Below are 16,766 nucleotides of genomic sequence, written 5' to 3'. Positions count from 1 at the left end.
AGGGCGCCCGCTGCGAGGTTGTGGGGGCGGGTGGAAACCTCCCGCTCCCCCAGTTCGCAAGGAGACCGAAGATGGCGCACGGACGACGCGTTCTCGTCGCCGGGGCGGCGGTGCTCGCCGCCGCCGGGCTGGCCGGTACCGGTAGCGCGATGGCGCAGGACAAGGGCACGAAGCCCGCCAAGGAGGCCCATGTCACCGGCGACGCGTGGCTGAAGTTCCCCGCCGACAAGGAGTACCCCTACCGCCGGTTCACGGTGGACGCGCACGGCGGGCCGTGGAGGTTCGTCAACGGGAAGATGGTGCTCGGCGCTGCGCGCGGAACCGTGAAGTACGACCACTACTCCCCCGACGTTCCCGGCGGGCCGAGCAAGCACCACTACGGGACCATCAAGGTCGACTATCTGATGGCGACCGGGCCGATCGCGATCGTCTCGGGAATCCGGCAGGACGACGTCCCGGAGAACCAGCGGCGCGCGAACTTCACCTTCTACCAGTCGCCGCTCGGCCACAAGTACGACCGGATGGGGTTCTCGTGGGGCGTCACGCTGCCGCAGTGCCTGCAAATGGGCAGCGGTCCCGCGCCGCACAGCGCGAACAGTTCCGGGCCGTTCGGGAAATGGCTGAAGGGATACACGGTGAAGGACGCGCCGCTCGAACTGCCCGACGGCGAGTTCCAGGGGCCGGACCTGCCGCAGGACTGCTCGTTCAAGGAAAAAGAATAGGAATCGGCTCCCGGGCGGCGGCGAGGACGTCGAGCATGCCCGCGACGGTGGTCGTCCACGGGTAGCGCTCGGCGCGGGCGCGCGCGGCGGCGCGGCGGTGGGCGGGGTCCAGGCGCAGGACCGACCGGACCCCGTCGGCGATCGCCGCCGCGTGCGGGGCGGCGCGGGCCCCGGCGCCCGGGGCGAGCAGTTCGTGCGCTGCGCCCCGGTCGGCGGCGACGACGGGCGTCCCGCACGCCATCGCCTCCAGGACGGCCAGGCCGAACGACTCGATCGGGCAGGTGGCGAGCGCGACGTCGGCCTCGGCGAGGAGGCGGGCGACGGCGGCGCGGCCGTCCACATGGCCGTGGAAGGTGACGGGAAGCCGCTCGCGGCGGGTCCAGGCCCGCAGCCGGGATCGGCACGGTCCATCGCCGACGACGTCGAGGTGCGCCGGGACGCCGCGCCGCACCAGCTCCGCCAGGGCGCCGATCGCCAGGTCGGGACGCTTCTCCGAGGACAGCCGCCCCAGATGGACCAGCCGCACCGAGCGCCCGGACGAGACGTGCGGGAGGGGGCGGAACGTCGTCAGGTCCACGCCCAGCGGGACGCGGTGCAGCGCCGGGGCGCCCACCCGGGCGAACTCGGCGGCGGCGAACGCCGAGGTCACCACGATCGCGTCGAAGGAGGACGCGAGCCGCCGGTTCCAGCGGTCGGTGGCGGCGGCCAGCGGCAGCCAGCCGGGGACGCGCGGCGCGAGGATCGCGTCCAGCCGCTCGTGGGAGAACAGGACGGTCCGGACGCCGCGCCGCCGCGCCCAGCGCGCCGCGACCGTCAGCGTCGCCTTGTCGGAGACCTCGATGACGTCCGGGCGCAGGCGGCCGAGCGCGCGCAGCACCGGACGCGGGTCGAGCACGAACCGGTAGCCGGGCGCGACCGACGGCCCCGGGACGGTGATGACCTGCCCGTTCGCGGTGTCGCGGCGCGTGTAGGCGGGGCCGGGGACGACGAGCGCGCGCTCGTGCCCGGCCGCCGTGTAGCCCGCGCCGAGCATGTCGACGGCCGTGCGGAGGCCGCCGGAGACGGGGCTGTAGAGGTTGGCGAGCTGGACGATCCTCACGCGCCCACCAGCGTCGCGTAGGTGACGGGACGGCCGCCCGCCGCGACCGCCGCGTCGACGGCGGCGAGCGTGGCGCGGCGCAGGCCCGGCCGGGTGAGGTCGGCCGGGTGGAGCGCGATGCGGAACGGGGTCCGGGTGCGGGAGAGGGCGCGGGCCGCGCCGGTCATGACGCGGGCCCCGGCGCGCTCGCCCGCCCCTCCCGGACGGTGCGACAGCGCGGGCATCCGCCGCACCGGCCCGCCCGGCAGGCGGTGGACGCCGAGCTGGCTCGTCCAGTAGCTGAAACCGAGCGCCGCCAGGGCCCGCCGGGTGCCGGGGGACGCGAGCCAGCCGGGCGGCGTGAACCCGGTGACCTCGATCCCGGCCTCGGCGAGCAGGGCGCGCCCGGCGCGGAGCCGTCCGGCGGCCTGGTGCGCGGTCAGCGACCAGAACTCCCCGGCGCCCCGGGCGAGGGCCTGGTTGACGCCGCGCCGCCAGAGCGGGCCGCCGGGGACGCCCTCGTGCAGGTAGCCGTGCAGGGCGAGCTCGTGCCCGCGCAGCGCGGCGGCGTGCAGGAACGCGACGAGCGGGCCGTCCTGCGGCAGCGCGGCGCTGCCGCCGAACGGCCCGGGGATCACGAGCATCGTGCACGGGACGCCGCGCTCGTCCAGGTCGGCGAGCCACTGGGCGGTGGGTTCGGCGGTGGACGGCGCGACGTCGTGGATCGACACGACGAACGGGAACGCGCCCATCAGGCGGCACTCTCCGTCCGGTGGTCAATGACGCCGTGCACGACGGCCCGGTAGTGGCCCATCAGCTCCCCGCACACGGTCTCCCAGTCGCGTCCCCGCACCGACTCCGCCGCCTGGACGGACATGCGCCGCCGCGTCCGGACGTCGTCCACGAGGGTGGCGACGGCGGCGCGCAGTTCCCCGCCGTCGTCCGGCGCGTACAGCAGGCCGTTCACGCCCGGCCGGACGAGGTCCAGCGGCCCACCGGCGGCGGCAGCGACGACCGGCACGCCCGAGGCCAGGCCCTCCTGGACGGCCTGGCAGAACGTGTCGTCGGCGCCGGTGTGCACGAACACGTCGAGCGAGGCGACCAGCTCCGACAGCTCCGTCCCGGTGCGGAAGCCGGTGAAGATGGCGTCGGGCATGAGGCGGCGCAGGCGTTTCTCCTCCGGGCCGTCGCCGACCACGACCACCCGGGCGCCGGGGATGCCGACGAGCCGGGTGAGCAGGCCGGGACGCTTCTCGGCGGCGAGGCGTCCGACATAGCCGACGAGCGCGACGCCGTCGGGCGCCAGGCGGGCCCGCACGTCCGCCGAGCGGTGCGACGGGTGGAAGCGGGCGCGGTCCACGCCGCGTCCCCAGCGGGCGAGGCGCGGGACGCCCCGCCGTTCCAGCTCCGCGAGGACGGGCGTGGACGGCGCGAGCGTCAGCGCGGCGCGGCCGTGCAGGCGGCGCAGCCACCACCAGATGATCGGGTCGGTGCCGCGCAGCCCGTACCGGCGGGCGAACCCGGCGACATCGGTCTGGAAGACCGCGACGGCGGGCACGCCGAGCCGGTTCGCGGCGGCGAGCCCAGACGCGCCGAGCACGAGCGGCGAGGCGAGATGGACGACGTCGGGCCCGAAGTCGCGCAGGATCGCGGTGACGCGCCTGGTCGGCACCCCCACGGCGAACGTCGGGTAGCAGGGCAGGGCCATGCCCCGCACGGGCGCGACGCGCGCGCCCGCGTAGGAGCTCGGGGCAGGACCGGGAGCGACCACGAGGGCCTCGTGGCCATGGGCGGCGAGGTGTTCGAGAACGCGGCAGACCGAACCCGTCACCCCGTTGACGCGGGGCAGGAACGACTCGGTCACGATGGCGACCTTCACGGCCGGAAGGCTCTCCTCGCGGCACGACCTCCCGGTCGCCGCCCGACACCGCCGAGGCGAACATTTCGCGAACGAGAATGTCGTCTCGGTGATCAATCCGTCGCGGTGAGCCGCCGCCCGCAACGCGAGAGCAGGACCAGCAGCAGCGCGGGCGCGACGAACACGGCGGCGCGCAGCGAGGTCGCGTCGGCGAGCGCGCCGAGGAACAGCGGCGCGGTACCGATCGCGACGCCGGAGGCCAGCGCGCACCGTCCCGCCGCCTGGACCGGTCGGGTCGGCCACGCCGCCAGCGCCTCGGACAGGATCACCGGGTAGAGCAGCGCCACGCCCAGCCCCATCACCAGCAGGCCCACGACGGCGAACGGCGATGGCACGGTCCACAACGCGGTGAATCCGGTGAGGGCGACCAGCGCGGCCAACGCGAGAATCCGGTCGGGCCGCCGCACGAAGCGGACGACGGGCCCGGAGGCGACGCGTCCGGTGGCCATGCCGAGGACGAACGCCGCCGACAGCGTGGTCGCGGAGCCGGAGCCGAGCCCCTTGACGTGGTGCAGGAAGTCCGCCGCCCAGAAGACCATGCAGAACTCCACGCCGACGGCGAGGACGAGGTCGCACCAGCGGCCGAAGAACGACACCCGGTCGGCGGGCGCGGGTACCGGCTCCTCCACCGGCTTCGCTTCGGGCTTCTCCCGGGTCAGCGCCCCGGGCGCGGGCTGGGCCGGGACCACGACGGAGCGGGTCAGCAGCAGCGCCGCGCCGAGCGCCAGCGGCGGGATCGCGAACGCGGCGCGCCAGCCGAGGCCGTGCGCGAGGGCCATTCCGATGATCGGCGGCGCGAGCACCGACCCGGCGCTGGACACCGCGTTCGCCTCGCCGATCGGCACCGTCGCCTCGCCGCCGTGCACGGCGCGCAGCGCGGACGGCACCACCTGCACGAGCCCGGCGCCGCCGAGGCCGGTCAGCAGCGCGCCGAACCCGACCCCGGCGCGTCCGCCGCTGACCGCCATGACCGTGGCGCCGCTGATGAGCGCTGCCAGCGCGGTGGGGATCGCGTGCCGCCCGAGCCGGACCGCGAGCCGGTGCCCGACCAGCCCGACCACGACGAGCCCGAGGGCGAACGCCGAGGAGTAGAGCGCGGCTTCGGCGCGTGGCAGCCCGCGTTCGGCGCGTAGTTCCGGAAGGATGGCCCCTATACCGGTGAGCAGGTAGCCGAGGCAGCCGAAGGCCGCGTAGAGGCCGATGGTCCCGGCCGAGCGCGCCGTGCCCCGCGCGGTGGGGGTCGCGGTGGGCGTCATGACCGGGGGCTCATGACGCGGGCCGTCCGTCGTGGCGGGCGGTTCGGGCCGGAGTTCGCGTCTGGGCTCGGGTCTCGATCCGGATACGCACGGCCATGCACATGGCTCTCCCTCGCGGGGTCGGAGAATATCCTCGGACCGCGAGGATAAGCCCTGACCAGCGAGGATGTCACTATGCAGACCAAAGACGCGTGGCGCGGAGGTGATGATCCGGCGTGCGCGCCGCACCCCGACCAGCCGACGCGGCCGGGCCGCGCGCCCTCTGCTGAGGCGCCCTCACCTCATGCCCCCTCCAACCACTCGCACTCCCCTCAAGGGCCTGCCCAAGGACCTGCTCAAGCACCGGCTCACGCACCCGCTCATGCCCACTCGGCGCGCGCGTTGCGGAACCAGGGCGCGCTGGCGGTGCTGCGGCACGTCCACGTCCACCCCTCGGTGACGCGGGCGGACGCGGCGCGCGCGCTCGGCCTGAGCAGCGGGTCGAGCGCCGAGATCACCGCGCGGCTCAAGGCGGCGCGGCTGCTGGACGAGGACGCCCCCGCCCGGACCGGCGGGCGCGGCCGCCCCTCCCCCGCGCTCCGCGCGCACCCCGAGGGGCCGCTGGTGTGCGCGGTCGACATCGGCCACGAACGGTGGTGGGTGGCGTGCGTCGAACTCGGCGGCGTCGTCGTCGAGTCCGCCTCCGGCACGCACACCCGGGATGCGGGGGTCCTCGACCTGGTCGCCGACCGGGTGCGGGACGTCCATGCCCGGCACGGGTGGCGGGTCCGCGCGGTGTCGGTGTCGGTCGCGGGCGTCGTCCGGGGGACGTCGGTCGTCCACGCGTCCGGACTCGGGTGGCGGGACGTCGACCTCGCGCGGCTGGCCCCGGCGGGCGTCCGGATGCTGGCCGGCAACGACGCCTCGCTCGCCGGGCTGGCCGAGGCGCGGCGCGGCGCGGGCGCGGGGGCGCCCGTCGTCCTGCACCTGTCGGTCGAGGTCGGGGTGGGCGGCGTGCTCGTCGTCGACGGGCGTCCCGTGGACGGCGCGACCGGCGCGGGCGGCGAGTTCGGCCACATGCCGTTCTGCGACCCCGCGCTGGAGTGCCCGTGCGGGGCGCGCGGCTGCTGGGACCTGGGGGTCGACGGGCGGGCGATGGCGCGCGCCCTGGGCCGTCCCGAGCCGCGCGACCCGCGCGCGGCGGCCGACGAGATCATCGCGGCGGCGCGCACCGACCCGGCCGCGCGGGACGCCGTCACCTCCGCCGCGCACGCCCTCGGACGCGGCGCCGGCGCCCTCGTCAACGCGCTGGACCCGGGCATGGTGACGCTGTCCGGCCTGGCCGTCGACCTCGCCGCGACGGTGCCGAACGCGCTCGCTGACGGTTACGCGGCGGCCCTGATGCGGCACCGGCGCGGCGACCCGCCGCCGCTGGTGACCTCGGCGCTCGGCCCGCTGAGCCCGCTGACCGGCGCCGCCGACGCCGCGTTCGACGTCCTGCTCACCGACGAGGGCCTCGACGACTGGGCACAGGGGTGAGGGGGCTCAGGCGCGGCGCCATTCGGGGGTCGTTCCGGCGTCGTGCAGGCGGAAGTCCGGTGCGGCTTCGAGCGCCTTCTCCTCGCCGCCCGGCGTGTAGGTGACGATCAGCCGCAGCGGGCGCCACGTCTCGTTGTGGGTCGAGTGCCAGGCGCCCTTGGGGATGTGGACGGCGTCGCCCTCCCTGATCGTGAACGGCTCCCCGTCGTCCACCATCTGCGTCGCCTCGCCGGACACCACGTAGATGATCTCCTCGGCGTTCGGGTGCTGGTGCCGCGCGTGCCCCCGCCCCGGGTTGACGATCACCTCGCCGAACGTGCTGGCCGCGCCGGGCACGCCGGACGGGGTGACGAACCATTTGATCGACCCCCACTCGAAGGTCATCGTGGCCACGTCGCCGGGCGTCAGCAGCATCAGGACTCCTTGCTCGGGGAGGGCAGGTTCTTGAAGGCGGCCACCTGCGCGGTGATGGCGCGTTCGGTCGGCAGCCGCTCGACCGAGGACGCGCCGAAGAAGCCGACGACGCCCTCGGTGCGCGCCAGGACGTAGGCGGCGTCCTCGGGTTCGGCGATCGGGCCGCCGTGGCACAGCACCAGCACGTCCGGGCGGACGGCGTGCGCCGCGTCCCGCATGGCCTGCACCCGCGCGACCGCCTCGTCCAGCGTGAGCGCGGTGCCCGCGCCGATGCTGCCCTTGGTGGTCAGCCCGACGTGCGGGACGAGGACGTCGGCGCCCGCCTCCGCCATCGCCCGCGCCTGGTCCTCGTCGAACACGTAGGGGGCGGTGACGAGGCCGCGCTCGTGGGCGAGCCGCACCATCTCGACCTCGAGGTCGTAGCCCATGCCGGTCTCTTCGAGGTTCTGCCGGAACACCCCGTCGTAGAGGCCGACGGTCGGGAAGTTCTGCACGCCCGCGAACCCCATCGCCTTCAGCTGGTCGAGGAAGACGGGCATGAGGCGGAACGGGTCCGTGCCGCAGACACCGGCGAGGACGGGCGTGTCCCGCACGACCGGCAGCACCTCCGCCGCCATGTCCACGACGATCTGGTTGGCGTCGCCGTAGGGCAGCAGCCCGGCGAGGGACCCGCGCCCCGCCATCCGGTACCGGCCCGAGTTGTAGATGATGATCAGGTCGACGCCGCCGGACTCGGCGCACTTGGCCGACAGGCCGGTGCCCGCGCCCGCGCCGACGACCGGCTCGCCCGCGGCGACGGCGGCGCGCAGCCGCTCCAGGACGCTCTCGCGGTTCATGAGGATCCCCCCGTGGTCATGCCGTTCCCGCGATCATGCCGTGCAGCCGCTCGGCCGCCGCCCGGCCGAACGCGGGATCGTTGATGTGCAGGTCGAGCCGTTCGCCGCCGAGCGCGGCGAAGCACGCCGTGTCGGCCGCCGCGTCCTCGAACGGCATGCCCGCCGCGTCCAGCGCCGACACCCCGCGCTCGGGGACCAGCAGTGCGGTGGGGCCGGTCGCGGCGGCGACCTTGGCGGCGACCCGGCGGCCGAGTTCCGCCATCTCGTCGGGCGTGGTCCGCATCAGCGTGACGGTCGGGTTGTGGACGTAGAAGTCGCGGCCCGCGAACCGCTCCGGGACGGTGTCGCGCGGCCCGAAGTTGACCATGTCGAGCGCGCCGGGCGCCACGACCTGCGGGATTCCGCGCCGCCCGGCCGCCGTGAGCCGGTCCGGGCCCGCCGACAGGACGCCGCCGACCAGGTCGTCGGCCAGCTCCGTCGTGGTCAGGTCGAGGACGCCCGCGAGCAGCCCGCTCGCGGCGAGGCCCTCCAGCGCCCGGCCGCCCGCGCCGGTCGCGTGGAAGACCAGCACCTCGTAGCCGAGCTCCTCCAGGCGCTCGCGCGCCGCGTCCACGGCCGGGGTCGTGACGCCGAACATCGACGCGGCGACCAGCGGACGCTCGTCCTCCCCGGAGTCGGCCCCCGACTCGGCCTGAGCGTGCGCCATCCCGGCCACCGCCGCGGCGGCGTTGCCGAGGATGAGGCGCGACACCCGGTTGATGCCCGCGATGTCCACGACGCTGTAGGTGAGCGTCACGTCCTTGGCGCCCACGTACGGCGTGACGTCCCCGGACGCCATCGTCGACACGATCAGCTTGGGCAGCCCGATCGGCAGGTCCCGGACGGCGCGCGCCGCGATCGACGACCCGCCGCTGCCCCCGACCGCGAGGACGGCGTCCACCCGTCCGGCGGCGTGGAGTCCGGCGAGCACGGCGGCGGCGCCCTCGCCCATCGCCGTGACGGCCGCGCCGCGGTCGCCCGCGTCCCGCAGCGCCTCCAGGGACGCGCCGCCCTCGCGCGCCACCCGCTCGGCGGGCACGTCCGGGGGGACGCCCGGCGGCCCGGTGCCCGCGTCGACCAGGACGACCTCGCAGCCGAGGCCGCGCAGCCGGTCGCGCAGCCACCCGTACTCGGCGCCCTTCGTGTCGAGCGTCCCCACCAGCACGACCGTCGGCATCGGCTCCCCCTCCTCGCGGCGACCCCCGGGCCCCGGGGCCCGGGAGGGTCCTACCCAAGATCAGCCGGTCGGGACCGGCGCCTCGGCGATCACGCCGTCCTCCAGATTCAGGACGCGGTCGGCCTCCGACAGCAGCGCCGGGTCGTGGGTCGCGACCAGCACGGTCACGCCCTCGCTGGCGACCAGCGCGTGCAGCAGCGGCATGATCGCGGCGGCGGTCTCGGAGTCGAGCTGGCCGGTGGGCTCGTCGGCGAGGACGAGCCGGGGCCGGTTGGCGAGCGCGCGGGCGATCGCGACGCGCTGGCGCTGCCCGCCCGACAGCTCGTAGGGGCGCTGCGGGGCGTGGTCGGCGAGCCCGACGAGGCCGAGCAGCACCCGGACCCGCTCGTCCCGCTCGGCGGGCGCCGTGCGCGCCAGCCGCAGCGGGACCTCGACGTTCTCGGCCGCCGACAGCACGGGGATCAGCCCGTGCGACTGGAACACGAACCCGATCGCGTCGCGGCGCAGCGCGAGGAGCGCGTCCTCGGAGAGCGCGGCGACCTCCTGACCGTCCACGTGGACGGTGCCGCCGTCGGGCTTGTCGAGGCCGCCGATCAGGTTGAGCAGCGTCGTCTTGCCGGAGCCGGAGCGTCCCTTGATCGCGACCAGCTCGCCCGGGAACGCGGTGAAGCTCGCCCCGCGCAGCGCGTGGACCTCGTTCCTCCCCGAGCGGTAGGTCTTGCTCAGGCCCTCGACGACGACCATCGGCTCGGTCACTCGCCCTCCTCGGTCCGCTCGGTGCCCTGGGCCGGGCTCTGGTCCGGCCAGACGCCGACGTGGTCGCTCTCCAGCGCGAGCCGGACGCGGTCGCGCATGTCGAGCTCCCGCGTGAACGCGCGCGGCAGCTGGACGCGCCCGGCGCGGTCGAGGACGGCGTACTCCTCGCTGACCCGCGTCCCGTCGGCCTCGTCGCGGCGGCGGACCTCGCTGCTGGTGCGGCCGTCGCGGATGCCGACCGTGCGGTCGACCCGCTCGGAGACCTGGGCGTCGTGGGTGACGACGATCGCGGTGGTGCCGAGTTCCCGGTTGACGCGGCGCAGCGCCCCGAACACCTCCTCGGCGGTGGTGCTGTCCAGCTCGCCGGTGGGCTCGTCGGCGAGCACGACGTGCGGCTCGTTCGCCACGGCGACCGCGATCGCGATGCGCTGCTGCTGCCCGCCCGACAGCTCGGCGGGACGCCGTCCGGCGCAGTCGCCGACGCCGAGCATGCCGAGCAGCTCCGAGGCGCGGGACACGCGGGCGCGGCGGGCCCGTCCGGCGAACTTCATCGGCAGCTCGACGTTCTGCGCGGCGGTCAGGTAGGGCAGCAGGTTGCGCTCGGTCTGCTGCCAGATGAACCCGACCTGCTCGCGGCGGAACCGCAGCCGCTCCCTGGACGCCATCGTGAGCAGGTCCGACCCGGCGACGCGGGCGACCCCGGCGGTCGGCACGTCCAGCCCCGACAGGATGTTGAGCAGCGTGGACTTGCCCGACCCGGACGCGCCGACGATCGCGACCAGCTCACCGGGATCGACGAGCAGGTCCAGGCCTTGCAGCGCGACGACCTCGACGCCGTCGGTCTTGTAGATGCGCACCAGGTTGTCGCAGACGATGTGGGCGCCCTCGCCGAACGCGGGCCCGCGCTCGGCGGCGCGCCGCTCCAGCTCGGCGAGGTCGGGCGCGGCGGCCTTTCCAGGGCTCATGATCGGGTGCCCCTCCTCATCAGTCGCCCGTCCGCAGGACGGCGGCGACGTCGTGCCGGGTGTCGAAGGCGCGGTCGACGGCCACCGCCGCCGCGGCGGCGAGCAGCAGCGCCGCCAGCAGCGCGGGCAGCGCCGCCGGGTCCACCGCGTGGTTGGAGACGGCGAAGCCGCCGGTGTAGGGGCGCAGGTCGACGACGGGTCCGGTGATGCCGGGCAGCAGAAGCCCGAGCGCCCACCCGGCGCCGACCGCGCACAGCAGCACGGGCCCGATCTCGATCAGCGCGAGCCTCCTGCTCTGCCGCCGGGTCAGCCCGAGCACATGGAGGTGCGCGAGGCCCCGGCCCCGGGCGCGGGCCTCCACGACCAGCACGAGCAGGACGGCGAGGAGCCCGTAGGCGCCGCCGATGAGCGCGGCGTCCCGGAAGGAGTCCCGCACGACGCGGACCATCGGCGCCCGCGTCATGTCGCGCAGCACGTCCCGCTGGATCTCGACCTTCTTGTACGGGTCGCCGCCGATGATGCCGGGCGGCAGCGACGCCTCCAGCGCGCCGCGCAGCGCGGTCTCGCCGGGATCGCCGCGGACGAACACCGTGCTCGGCACCTTCTCGGTGCCGGTCAGCGACCGGAACGGGACGACGACGAACGAGCCGCCGTGCTGCTCGCCGGGGAAGTCCTCGATCCGCCCGGACGGCACGACGCGGATCTCCGGGAAGTTGGGGCTGCTCAGCGTCATCGGCTTCATGCCGAGCTCGCGGGCGGCGGCCGGGGACAGCAGCGCGCCGCGCGGGTGCGCGGGGAGGCGGCCTGGCGAGATCCGCTGGTAGGCGTCCAGGTCGATGGCGATGAGCGTGACCCGGGCGGATCCGGAGGCGGGCCGGACGCCCTGCACGAGCCGTGCGGGGACCGCTTCCTTCACCCCGCGCAGCGCGCGGACGCGGTCGAGGGCCTTCGGGTCGAGCAGCTCGGCGGAGATCCGCGCGTCGGCGCCGACCGTCGCCCACGCGGCACGGTCGTGGCCGCGGTCCAGCGCCGCCTCGACGCTCGCGGCGAACCCGGCGACGGCGGCGGCGAGCAGCAGCACCACCATCGGCAACGCGCTGACGACGTTCTGCCGCGACGCGCGGGCGACCCCGATGAACGCGACCGCGCCCGAGCCGCGCCGCAGCACCCGTCCGAGCGCGGACAGCAGGTACGGGTAGAGGCGCAGCACGACCACCCCGCACGCGGCGCCGACCAGCACGGGGACGGCGGCGATCAGCGGGTCGTCGCCCGCGTCCGCGCCACGCCGGCGCAGCAGCACGACCCCGATCACCGCGAGAACGATCAGCAGGCCCTCCAGCACGAGCCGCCGCCGCGACGGCCGGGCGGCGACGAGGTCGTCGCGTCCCGCCGTGATCTGGGTGGCGCCGCCGAACTCGCGGACGAGCATGACGACCGGCAGCGCGAGCACGAGCACGAGCAGCCCGCCCGCCGCGTAGGCCGACAGCATTTGCGGCGGCCCGGTGTCCAGCAGCAGCCCGAGCCCGGCGCCGAGCGCGGCGGCGGGCAGCACCGCGAGCGCGAGCAGCCCGCACGCGGGCCCGGCGAGCTGCCGCACGGACGCGCCGCGCGCCCGCATCGTGACGAGCGCGGGCCGGAGCCTGCGGCCGAGCAGCCCCGCGCCGAGCAGCAGCACACCGGCCGCGATCGCGGCGACGCCGCTGAGCGTCAACCCGATGACGGCCTTGGCCGAGCGGAACTGCCCGGCGTAGGCCTTCAGCGGCTCGTCCAGCTCCGTGACGACCGCGCACTCGAACAGGTCGCGGCGGTCCTGGACCGCCGCGTGGTAGGCCTCGAGGTCACCGGCCAGCCCGGACACGCGCGCGGAGTCCAGGCCGTCGGCCTTGAACGGGAACCGCCAGGTGACGAACAGCCGCCGATCGGGCGTGCCGTGCGCCAGCCGCCAGTACCCGCCGCCGCTGAGCAGCGCGTCCCCGGTGTGGACGCGGATGCCCTCGCCGCGCAGCTCCGTCCGGACGCGGAGCATGTCGGCGCGGGTCGCCCAGTACGGATCGGCGGCGTTCACCGGCACGTAGATCCCGGAGATCTTCGCCTGGAGGCCCTCGCCGAGCCCCAGCGTCGTCCCGACCTTGTAGCCGAACTTGTCGGCGTAGGACTCGGACAGGCCGATCTGGACGAGGCGTCCGTGGTCGGGCGTGGCGTCGGACGGCATGTCCTGCGGCGGTGTCCCGGCGACGAAGCGGACGCGGCTGGACGCGCCCATGTCCCACGCGAGCGTCAGCAGGCGCCGTTCGAGGAACGGGCCCCCGATGGCGTTCTCGTTGGTGGTGACGTAGGGCTCCGGCGGGCCCACGGCGCTGCGCAACTGCGGTGGGAGGCGGTCGTACCAGTTCGCCGACTGCACGGACACGTCATCGGAGAGCGGGAGGAACCGGCGGAGGGTGGCGGCCTCCAGCCGTCCCTCGACCCGGACGTCGGCGCCCGCCACCGTCGCCTTCGCCGCGCGGTCGTAGCCGCCCGCCACCCGGGCCGGGACGGTGACGGCGAGCAGCGCGGTCACCAGCGCCAGCACGGCCAGCGCCGCGAGCGGCGGCCACTGCGCGCGGGCGAGCCTGATCCATGCCGAGTTCAACGGACGGTTCATCAGTCCTCCCCGGCGCGCAGCCCGGCGCCGGGATCGCGGCGCCGCAGCATCCGGATCACCAGCGGCAGCACGAGCCCGAACACGGCGGCGACCCCGGCGAGCATCGCGAGCACCACGGGCCACTGGACGATCAACTCGGCGGGCGGGTACGGCGGCGCCGCCTGCACGCTGAGCACGATGTGCGGGATCACCAGCCGCGCCACGACCAGCCCGAGCACCAGCCCGCCGGCCAGCCCGACCGCGACCAGGAACGCCTGCTCGACGGCCAGCATCCCGGTCATCTGCCGCGGATGGACGCCGAGCACCCGCAGCACCGCGAACTCGCGCGCCCGCTCCCGCACCGAGACCGCCGCGTTCACCGCGAACGCGATGACGGCGAAGACCAGCGCCGCGCCGAAGCCGAGCACGAGCGCGCCCTGGAGCGCGGCGCCGAGCGGCGCGTCCCGGAGCCGGGAGCGCAGCGCGGGGCGGTCGCCGGCGACCGTGCCCCAGGTGGGGTGGTCGGTCACCGTTCGCGCGGCGGGCGCGGTGCGGTCGCCGCGCACGCTCGCCCACCACTCGCCCGGGTCGGTGCTGCCCGGCGCGGCGCTCACGGCGGCGAGCCGCGACTCGGTCAGCGTCGGCAGGTCCACCAGGACGCCGGGACGGTCCGGCCGCGTGCCCGGCAGCGCCCGGACGATCCCGATCACCTTGATCGGCTGGCCTCCGTCGGCGGTCTCGAGCGTGACGGTGCCGCCGACGCCGACGCGGGCGCGCCGCGCGGCCTCGGTCGTGATCACGCCCGGCACCGCGGGCTGCACGCGGCTCTCGACCGGGGCGCGCTCGGCCGCCGGGGCCACGGCGACCATGGCGTGCCGGATCTCGCTGGTGGCGAGGGACTCCGGGCTCGCCTCGATCCGCCACGTCAGCGCCGCGTCCCCGCCCGTGTTGCGGCCCATCGCGGTCGACGGCCACCCGAAGGTCGAGTACTCGTCCAGCAGGTTCCACCGGGCCCCCGGGGGCGCCGTGGCGTCCCCGGTGCCCTCCCCGCGCAGGCCCAGGCGCAGTTCGAGCGGCGCGGAACGGTCGTTGTGGTCGTAGGCGTAGTGCAGACCGCGCAGCGACAGCGGGTAGGTCAGCACCCCGCCGGGACCGGCCAGCTCGGCGGCGTCCACGGCGACCGTCCGGGTACGGCCGTCGGGGCGCAGCCCGGGGATGGTGATCCGCTGTGTCAGCCCGTGCGCGTCCTCAAGGGTCGCCTCCACCTCGTAGGTCCCCCTGGCCTCCGTGACGATCGGGTCGGGGTCGACCAGCGGCGGGGGCTTGCCGGGGAGCCTGCGGAGCCGCAGGTCGAACAGCAGCCGCGCGGGACGTCCCGGGACGGTGAGCGCGGGCATCGCCGGACGGGTCCGCGCCAGCTCGCCGAGCCGCATCTCCTCCCGGAGGTCGGGGTGGAGGCGCAGGATCGGCCCCAGCGCCTTCGTGTCGGCGGCGAGCAGGACCGACGCGGTCGTGCCGACGATGACGTCCTTGCGCAGCACCGCCGTCGAGGCCGTGACGCCGGGCAGCGACGCGAACCGTCCGCCCTGGCCCAGGATGGACGGGCCGCCCGGCTTCGCCGACCGCTCCAGCCGCAGGTCGGCGCCGGTCTGGAAGTCGGCCTGGTCGGTCTGCGACCGCTGCCATGTCGCGATCGTCGTCACCGACAGCACCCCGACCGCCATCGCCATGACCAGCAGCAGCGCGGGGCCCGCGTAGCGCAGCGGGCGGCGGCTGACCTGCCGGGCCCCGAGCGCGGGCGCGAGGCCGCGGCCCCCGGCGGTGGCGCGCTCGGCCGCCCGCGAGGCGACCGGCACGAGCTTCAGCAGCAGCACGCCGCCCGCGAGCAGCGCCAGCGCGGGCCCGGACACGATGACCGGGTCGATGCCCGAGGCGTCGCCGCCCGCGCCGTCCGCCCCGTACTTGGACAGCTGCCAGACCGCCAGCGCGGCGACCAGCAGCAGCGCGAGGTCGATGCCCGAGCCGCGCAGCCGGCCCCGCGGCGTCCGCCCGATCCCGGCCTGCACCTCGACGAACGTGCGGTTCGCGCCGCGCAGCGTCGGCACCGTCAGCGCGACCGCGCAGGCCAGCGCCACCAGGACCGACACGCCGAACAGCGGGGCGAGCGGCCCGGCGTCCAGCTCCAGCCCGGACGCGCGGACGGCCGGCGCCTTGCCCGCGAGCCGCAGCAGGGGCGCCGCCAGCAGCGGTCCCAGCACGGCGGCGGGCAGGACGATCACCAGGCCCTCCGTCAGGCCGAGCCAGGCGAGCTGGCGCATGCCGATGCCGCGCGTGCGCAGCAGCGCGACCTCGCCGCGCCGGTGCTCGGCGAGCAGCCGCGCCACCAGCACCCACGCGTACCCGGCGAGCAGGACGAGCTGGAGCACCGGGATCAGCATCGTCGAGCGCGCCACGTTCACGGCGCCGCGCAGCTGCTCGATCAGCGTCGGCAGGCTCGTCACGGCCGTGAACTGGCCGCCGCCCTTCTCCAGGGTGGCGCGGGTGCCCTCCACCCGGTCGCCGAAGCCGCCGAGCGACCCCGGCTCCACGCCCCGCAGGTCGGGCATGACCGTCCAGCGGGCGTCCGCGCCGGTGCCGGTGAAGCGGGCCGCGAACACCGGCGGCGGCACCACGAACGGCCCGTAGGTCGTGTAGTCGAGCCGCTCGGTCCCGGTCGTGACCAGCCGGTCGCCCTGCCAGAAGTAGTCGTCCGCGCGGTTGACCTCGAACAGCCCGACGATCTTCACCCGGGCCACCGACGCCGTGTCGACGCGGCCGCGCAGCGTCAGCGCGTCCCCGACCCCGACCCGCATCGCGCGCGCCGCCGCGCCCGGCAGGACGGCCTCCACCTCGGTATTCGGCCCCGTGTTGGAGCTCGAATTCGAGTTCGGCCAGCGGCCGCTCGCCAGCCGCACGTGCCCTTCGATCCCGGAATAGGTCGCGAACGCGGTCAGCTCCGGATGCTCGCTCTGCTCCTGGCCGGGCAGCGTGTAGGAATCGCTGCGCACCCCGACCGACACCGTCAGCGGGACGTCGCGGTAGATCTGCCGCAGCGCCGCGTCCACCTGCTTCTGCGCCGCGGCGAGCCCGCCGCCCGGGACGTGCCCGGCGATCCGCGTCCCGGCCGTGTCGAAGGTCGCGTCGGCGAGCGTGCGCCGCAGGCCCTCGCGCGTCACCGATCCCGTGTAGCCGAACAGCGCGGCGAGGACGGTCGTCGCGAACAACGCCGTCGCGCACGCGGCCAGGACCAGGGTCCGGTCACCGGCCATCCGCCTGATCACCAGCCCCGGATGACGCATAGACGCCGATGATCAATGACCCGCGCGGGCCCGACAAGACCGGAGCCTTTTTCTTTTGCTTTTTGCAACATTTCCTCGGACCATTTCCGTGACCACCACCTCACTGTTCGGGTTGGTCACGGAATT

Annotated in this window: 13 protein-coding genes; 2 read left to right on the top strand and 11 right to left on the bottom strand. The window is 75.7% G+C overall.

The features are described 5' to 3' along the window. Positions 1-71 precede the first annotated feature (71 nt). A complete protein-coding gene (locus K2F47_RS00705) occupies positions 72-722 on the top strand; it encodes a hypothetical protein (protein WP_242900685.1) in 651 nt (216 codons plus the stop codon). On the opposite strand, the gene K2F47_RS41185 is transcribed toward K2F47_RS00705, so the two are convergent. The 4 genes from K2F47_RS41185 to K2F47_RS00680 all read right to left on the bottom strand — a co-directional run bounded on the left by K2F47_RS41185 (position 706) and on the right by K2F47_RS00680 (position 4,974). Next, positions 706-1,821, bottom strand: coding sequence for a glycosyltransferase (locus tag K2F47_RS41185; RefSeq protein WP_308198348.1), 1,116 nt, complete (start codon positions 1,819-1,821; stop codon positions 706-708). The two genes, K2F47_RS00705 and K2F47_RS41185, sit on opposite strands and share 17 nt — an antisense overlap. Continuing rightward, on the bottom strand, positions 1,818-2,552 hold the full coding sequence (locus K2F47_RS00690) for a DUF2334 domain-containing protein (RefSeq protein WP_242900684.1): 735 nt from the start codon (positions 2,550-2,552) through the stop codon (positions 1,818-1,820). The genes K2F47_RS41185 and K2F47_RS00690 overlap by 4 nt, the downstream gene beginning before the upstream one ends. Further along, positions 2,552-3,679 (bottom strand): glycosyltransferase family 4 protein, encoded by a 1,128-nt coding sequence (locus tag K2F47_RS00685; protein WP_242900683.1) that lies wholly within the window; start codon positions 3,677-3,679, stop codon positions 2,552-2,554. Before K2F47_RS00685 ends, K2F47_RS00690 begins: the two co-directional genes overlap by 1 nt. A gap of 92 nt (positions 3,680-3,771) precedes the next feature. Next, positions 3,772-4,974, bottom strand: a complete 1,203-nt coding sequence (locus K2F47_RS00680; protein ID WP_242900682.1) for an MFS transporter — start codon at positions 4,972-4,974, stop codon at positions 3,772-3,774. 381 nt (positions 4,975-5,355) lie between these two features. Between K2F47_RS00680 and K2F47_RS00675 the strand changes: the two genes are divergently transcribed. Then, positions 5,356-6,492 (top strand): ROK family protein, encoded by a 1,137-nt coding sequence (locus tag K2F47_RS00675; protein ID WP_242900681.1) that lies wholly within the window; start codon positions 5,356-5,358, stop codon positions 6,490-6,492. A gap of 6 nt (positions 6,493-6,498) precedes the next feature. On the opposite strand, the gene K2F47_RS00670 is transcribed toward K2F47_RS00675, so the two are convergent. The 7 genes from K2F47_RS00670 to K2F47_RS00640 are packed head-to-tail and all read right to left on the bottom strand — an operon-like array spanning position 6,499 to position 16,640. Further along, positions 6,499-6,906, bottom strand: coding sequence for a cupin domain-containing protein (locus K2F47_RS00670; RefSeq protein WP_242900680.1), 408 nt, complete (start codon positions 6,904-6,906; stop codon positions 6,499-6,501). Further along, complete coding sequence (locus K2F47_RS00665) at positions 6,906-7,742, bottom strand: phosphoenolpyruvate hydrolase family protein (protein ID WP_242900679.1); 837 nt, start codon at positions 7,740-7,742, stop codon at positions 6,906-6,908. Before K2F47_RS00665 ends, K2F47_RS00670 begins: the two co-directional genes overlap by 1 nt. Positions 7,743-7,758: 16 nt before the next feature. Beyond that, complete coding sequence (locus K2F47_RS00660) at positions 7,759-8,958, bottom strand: Tm-1-like ATP-binding domain-containing protein (protein ID WP_242900678.1); 1,200 nt, start codon at positions 8,956-8,958, stop codon at positions 7,759-7,761. A 60-nt stretch (positions 8,959-9,018) separates the two neighbouring features. After that, on the bottom strand, positions 9,019-9,714 hold the full coding sequence (locus K2F47_RS00655; RefSeq protein WP_242900677.1) for an ABC transporter ATP-binding protein: 696 nt from the start codon (positions 9,712-9,714) through the stop codon (positions 9,019-9,021). Beyond that, the gene (locus K2F47_RS00650; RefSeq protein ID WP_242900676.1) at positions 9,711-10,679 is read right to left on the bottom strand and encodes an ABC transporter ATP-binding protein; all 969 of its coding nucleotides are present in this window, start codon (positions 10,677-10,679) and stop codon (positions 9,711-9,713) included. Before K2F47_RS00650 ends, K2F47_RS00655 begins: the two co-directional genes overlap by 4 nt. 19 nt (positions 10,680-10,698) lie before the next feature. Next, a complete protein-coding gene (locus K2F47_RS00645; RefSeq protein ID WP_242900675.1) occupies positions 10,699-13,323 on the bottom strand; it encodes an ABC transporter permease family protein in 2,625 nt (874 codons plus the stop codon). Continuing rightward, the gene (locus K2F47_RS00640; RefSeq protein WP_242900674.1) at positions 13,323-16,640 is read right to left on the bottom strand and encodes an ABC transporter permease; all 3,318 of its coding nucleotides are present in this window, start codon (positions 16,638-16,640) and stop codon (positions 13,323-13,325) included. The genes K2F47_RS00645 and K2F47_RS00640 overlap by 1 nt, the downstream gene beginning before the upstream one ends. Positions 16,641-16,766: the final 126 nt, after the last annotated feature.

Source organism: Actinomadura terrae (assembly GCF_022751215.1).
Taxonomy (GTDB): domain Bacteria; phylum Actinomycetota; class Actinomycetes; order Streptosporangiales; family Streptosporangiaceae; genus Spirillospora; species Spirillospora terrae.
Note: the sequence above shows the minus strand (reverse complement) of the source record. Positions and strands in the feature narration are given on the sequence as shown.

Bases quoted from the DNA above. Each gene is read 5' to 3' on its own strand.
- K2F47_RS00670 (WP_242900680.1), bottom strand. From the start codon at position 6,906: ATGCTGCTGACGCCCGGCGACGTGGCCACGATGACCTTCGAGTGGGGG.
- K2F47_RS00660 (WP_242900678.1), bottom strand. From the start codon at position 8,958: ATGCCGACGGTCGTGCTGGTGGGGACGCTCGACACGAAGGGCGCCGAG.
- K2F47_RS00650 (WP_242900676.1), bottom strand. From the start codon at position 10,679: ATGAGCCCTGGAAAGGCCGCCGCGCCCGACCTCGCCGAGCTGGAGCGG.
- K2F47_RS00690 (WP_242900684.1), bottom strand. From the start codon at position 2,552: ATGGGCGCGTTCCCGTTCGTCGTGTCGATCCACGACGTCGCGCCGTCC.
- K2F47_RS00680 (WP_242900682.1), bottom strand. From the start codon at position 4,974: ATGACGCCCACCGCGACCCCCACCGCGCGGGGCACGGCGCGCTCGGCC.
- K2F47_RS00645 (WP_242900675.1), bottom strand. From the start codon at position 13,323: ATGAACCGTCCGTTGAACTCGGCATGGATCAGGCTCGCCCGCGCGCAG.
- K2F47_RS00640 (WP_242900674.1), bottom strand. From the start codon at position 16,640: ATGCGTCATCCGGGGCTGGTGATCAGGCGGATGGCCGGTGACCGGACC.
- K2F47_RS00705 (WP_242900685.1), top strand. From the start codon at position 72: ATGGCGCACGGACGACGCGTTCTCGTCGCCGGGGCGGCGGTGCTCGCC.
- K2F47_RS00665 (WP_242900679.1), bottom strand. From the start codon at position 7,742: ATGAACCGCGAGAGCGTCCTGGAGCGGCTGCGCGCCGCCGTCGCCGCG.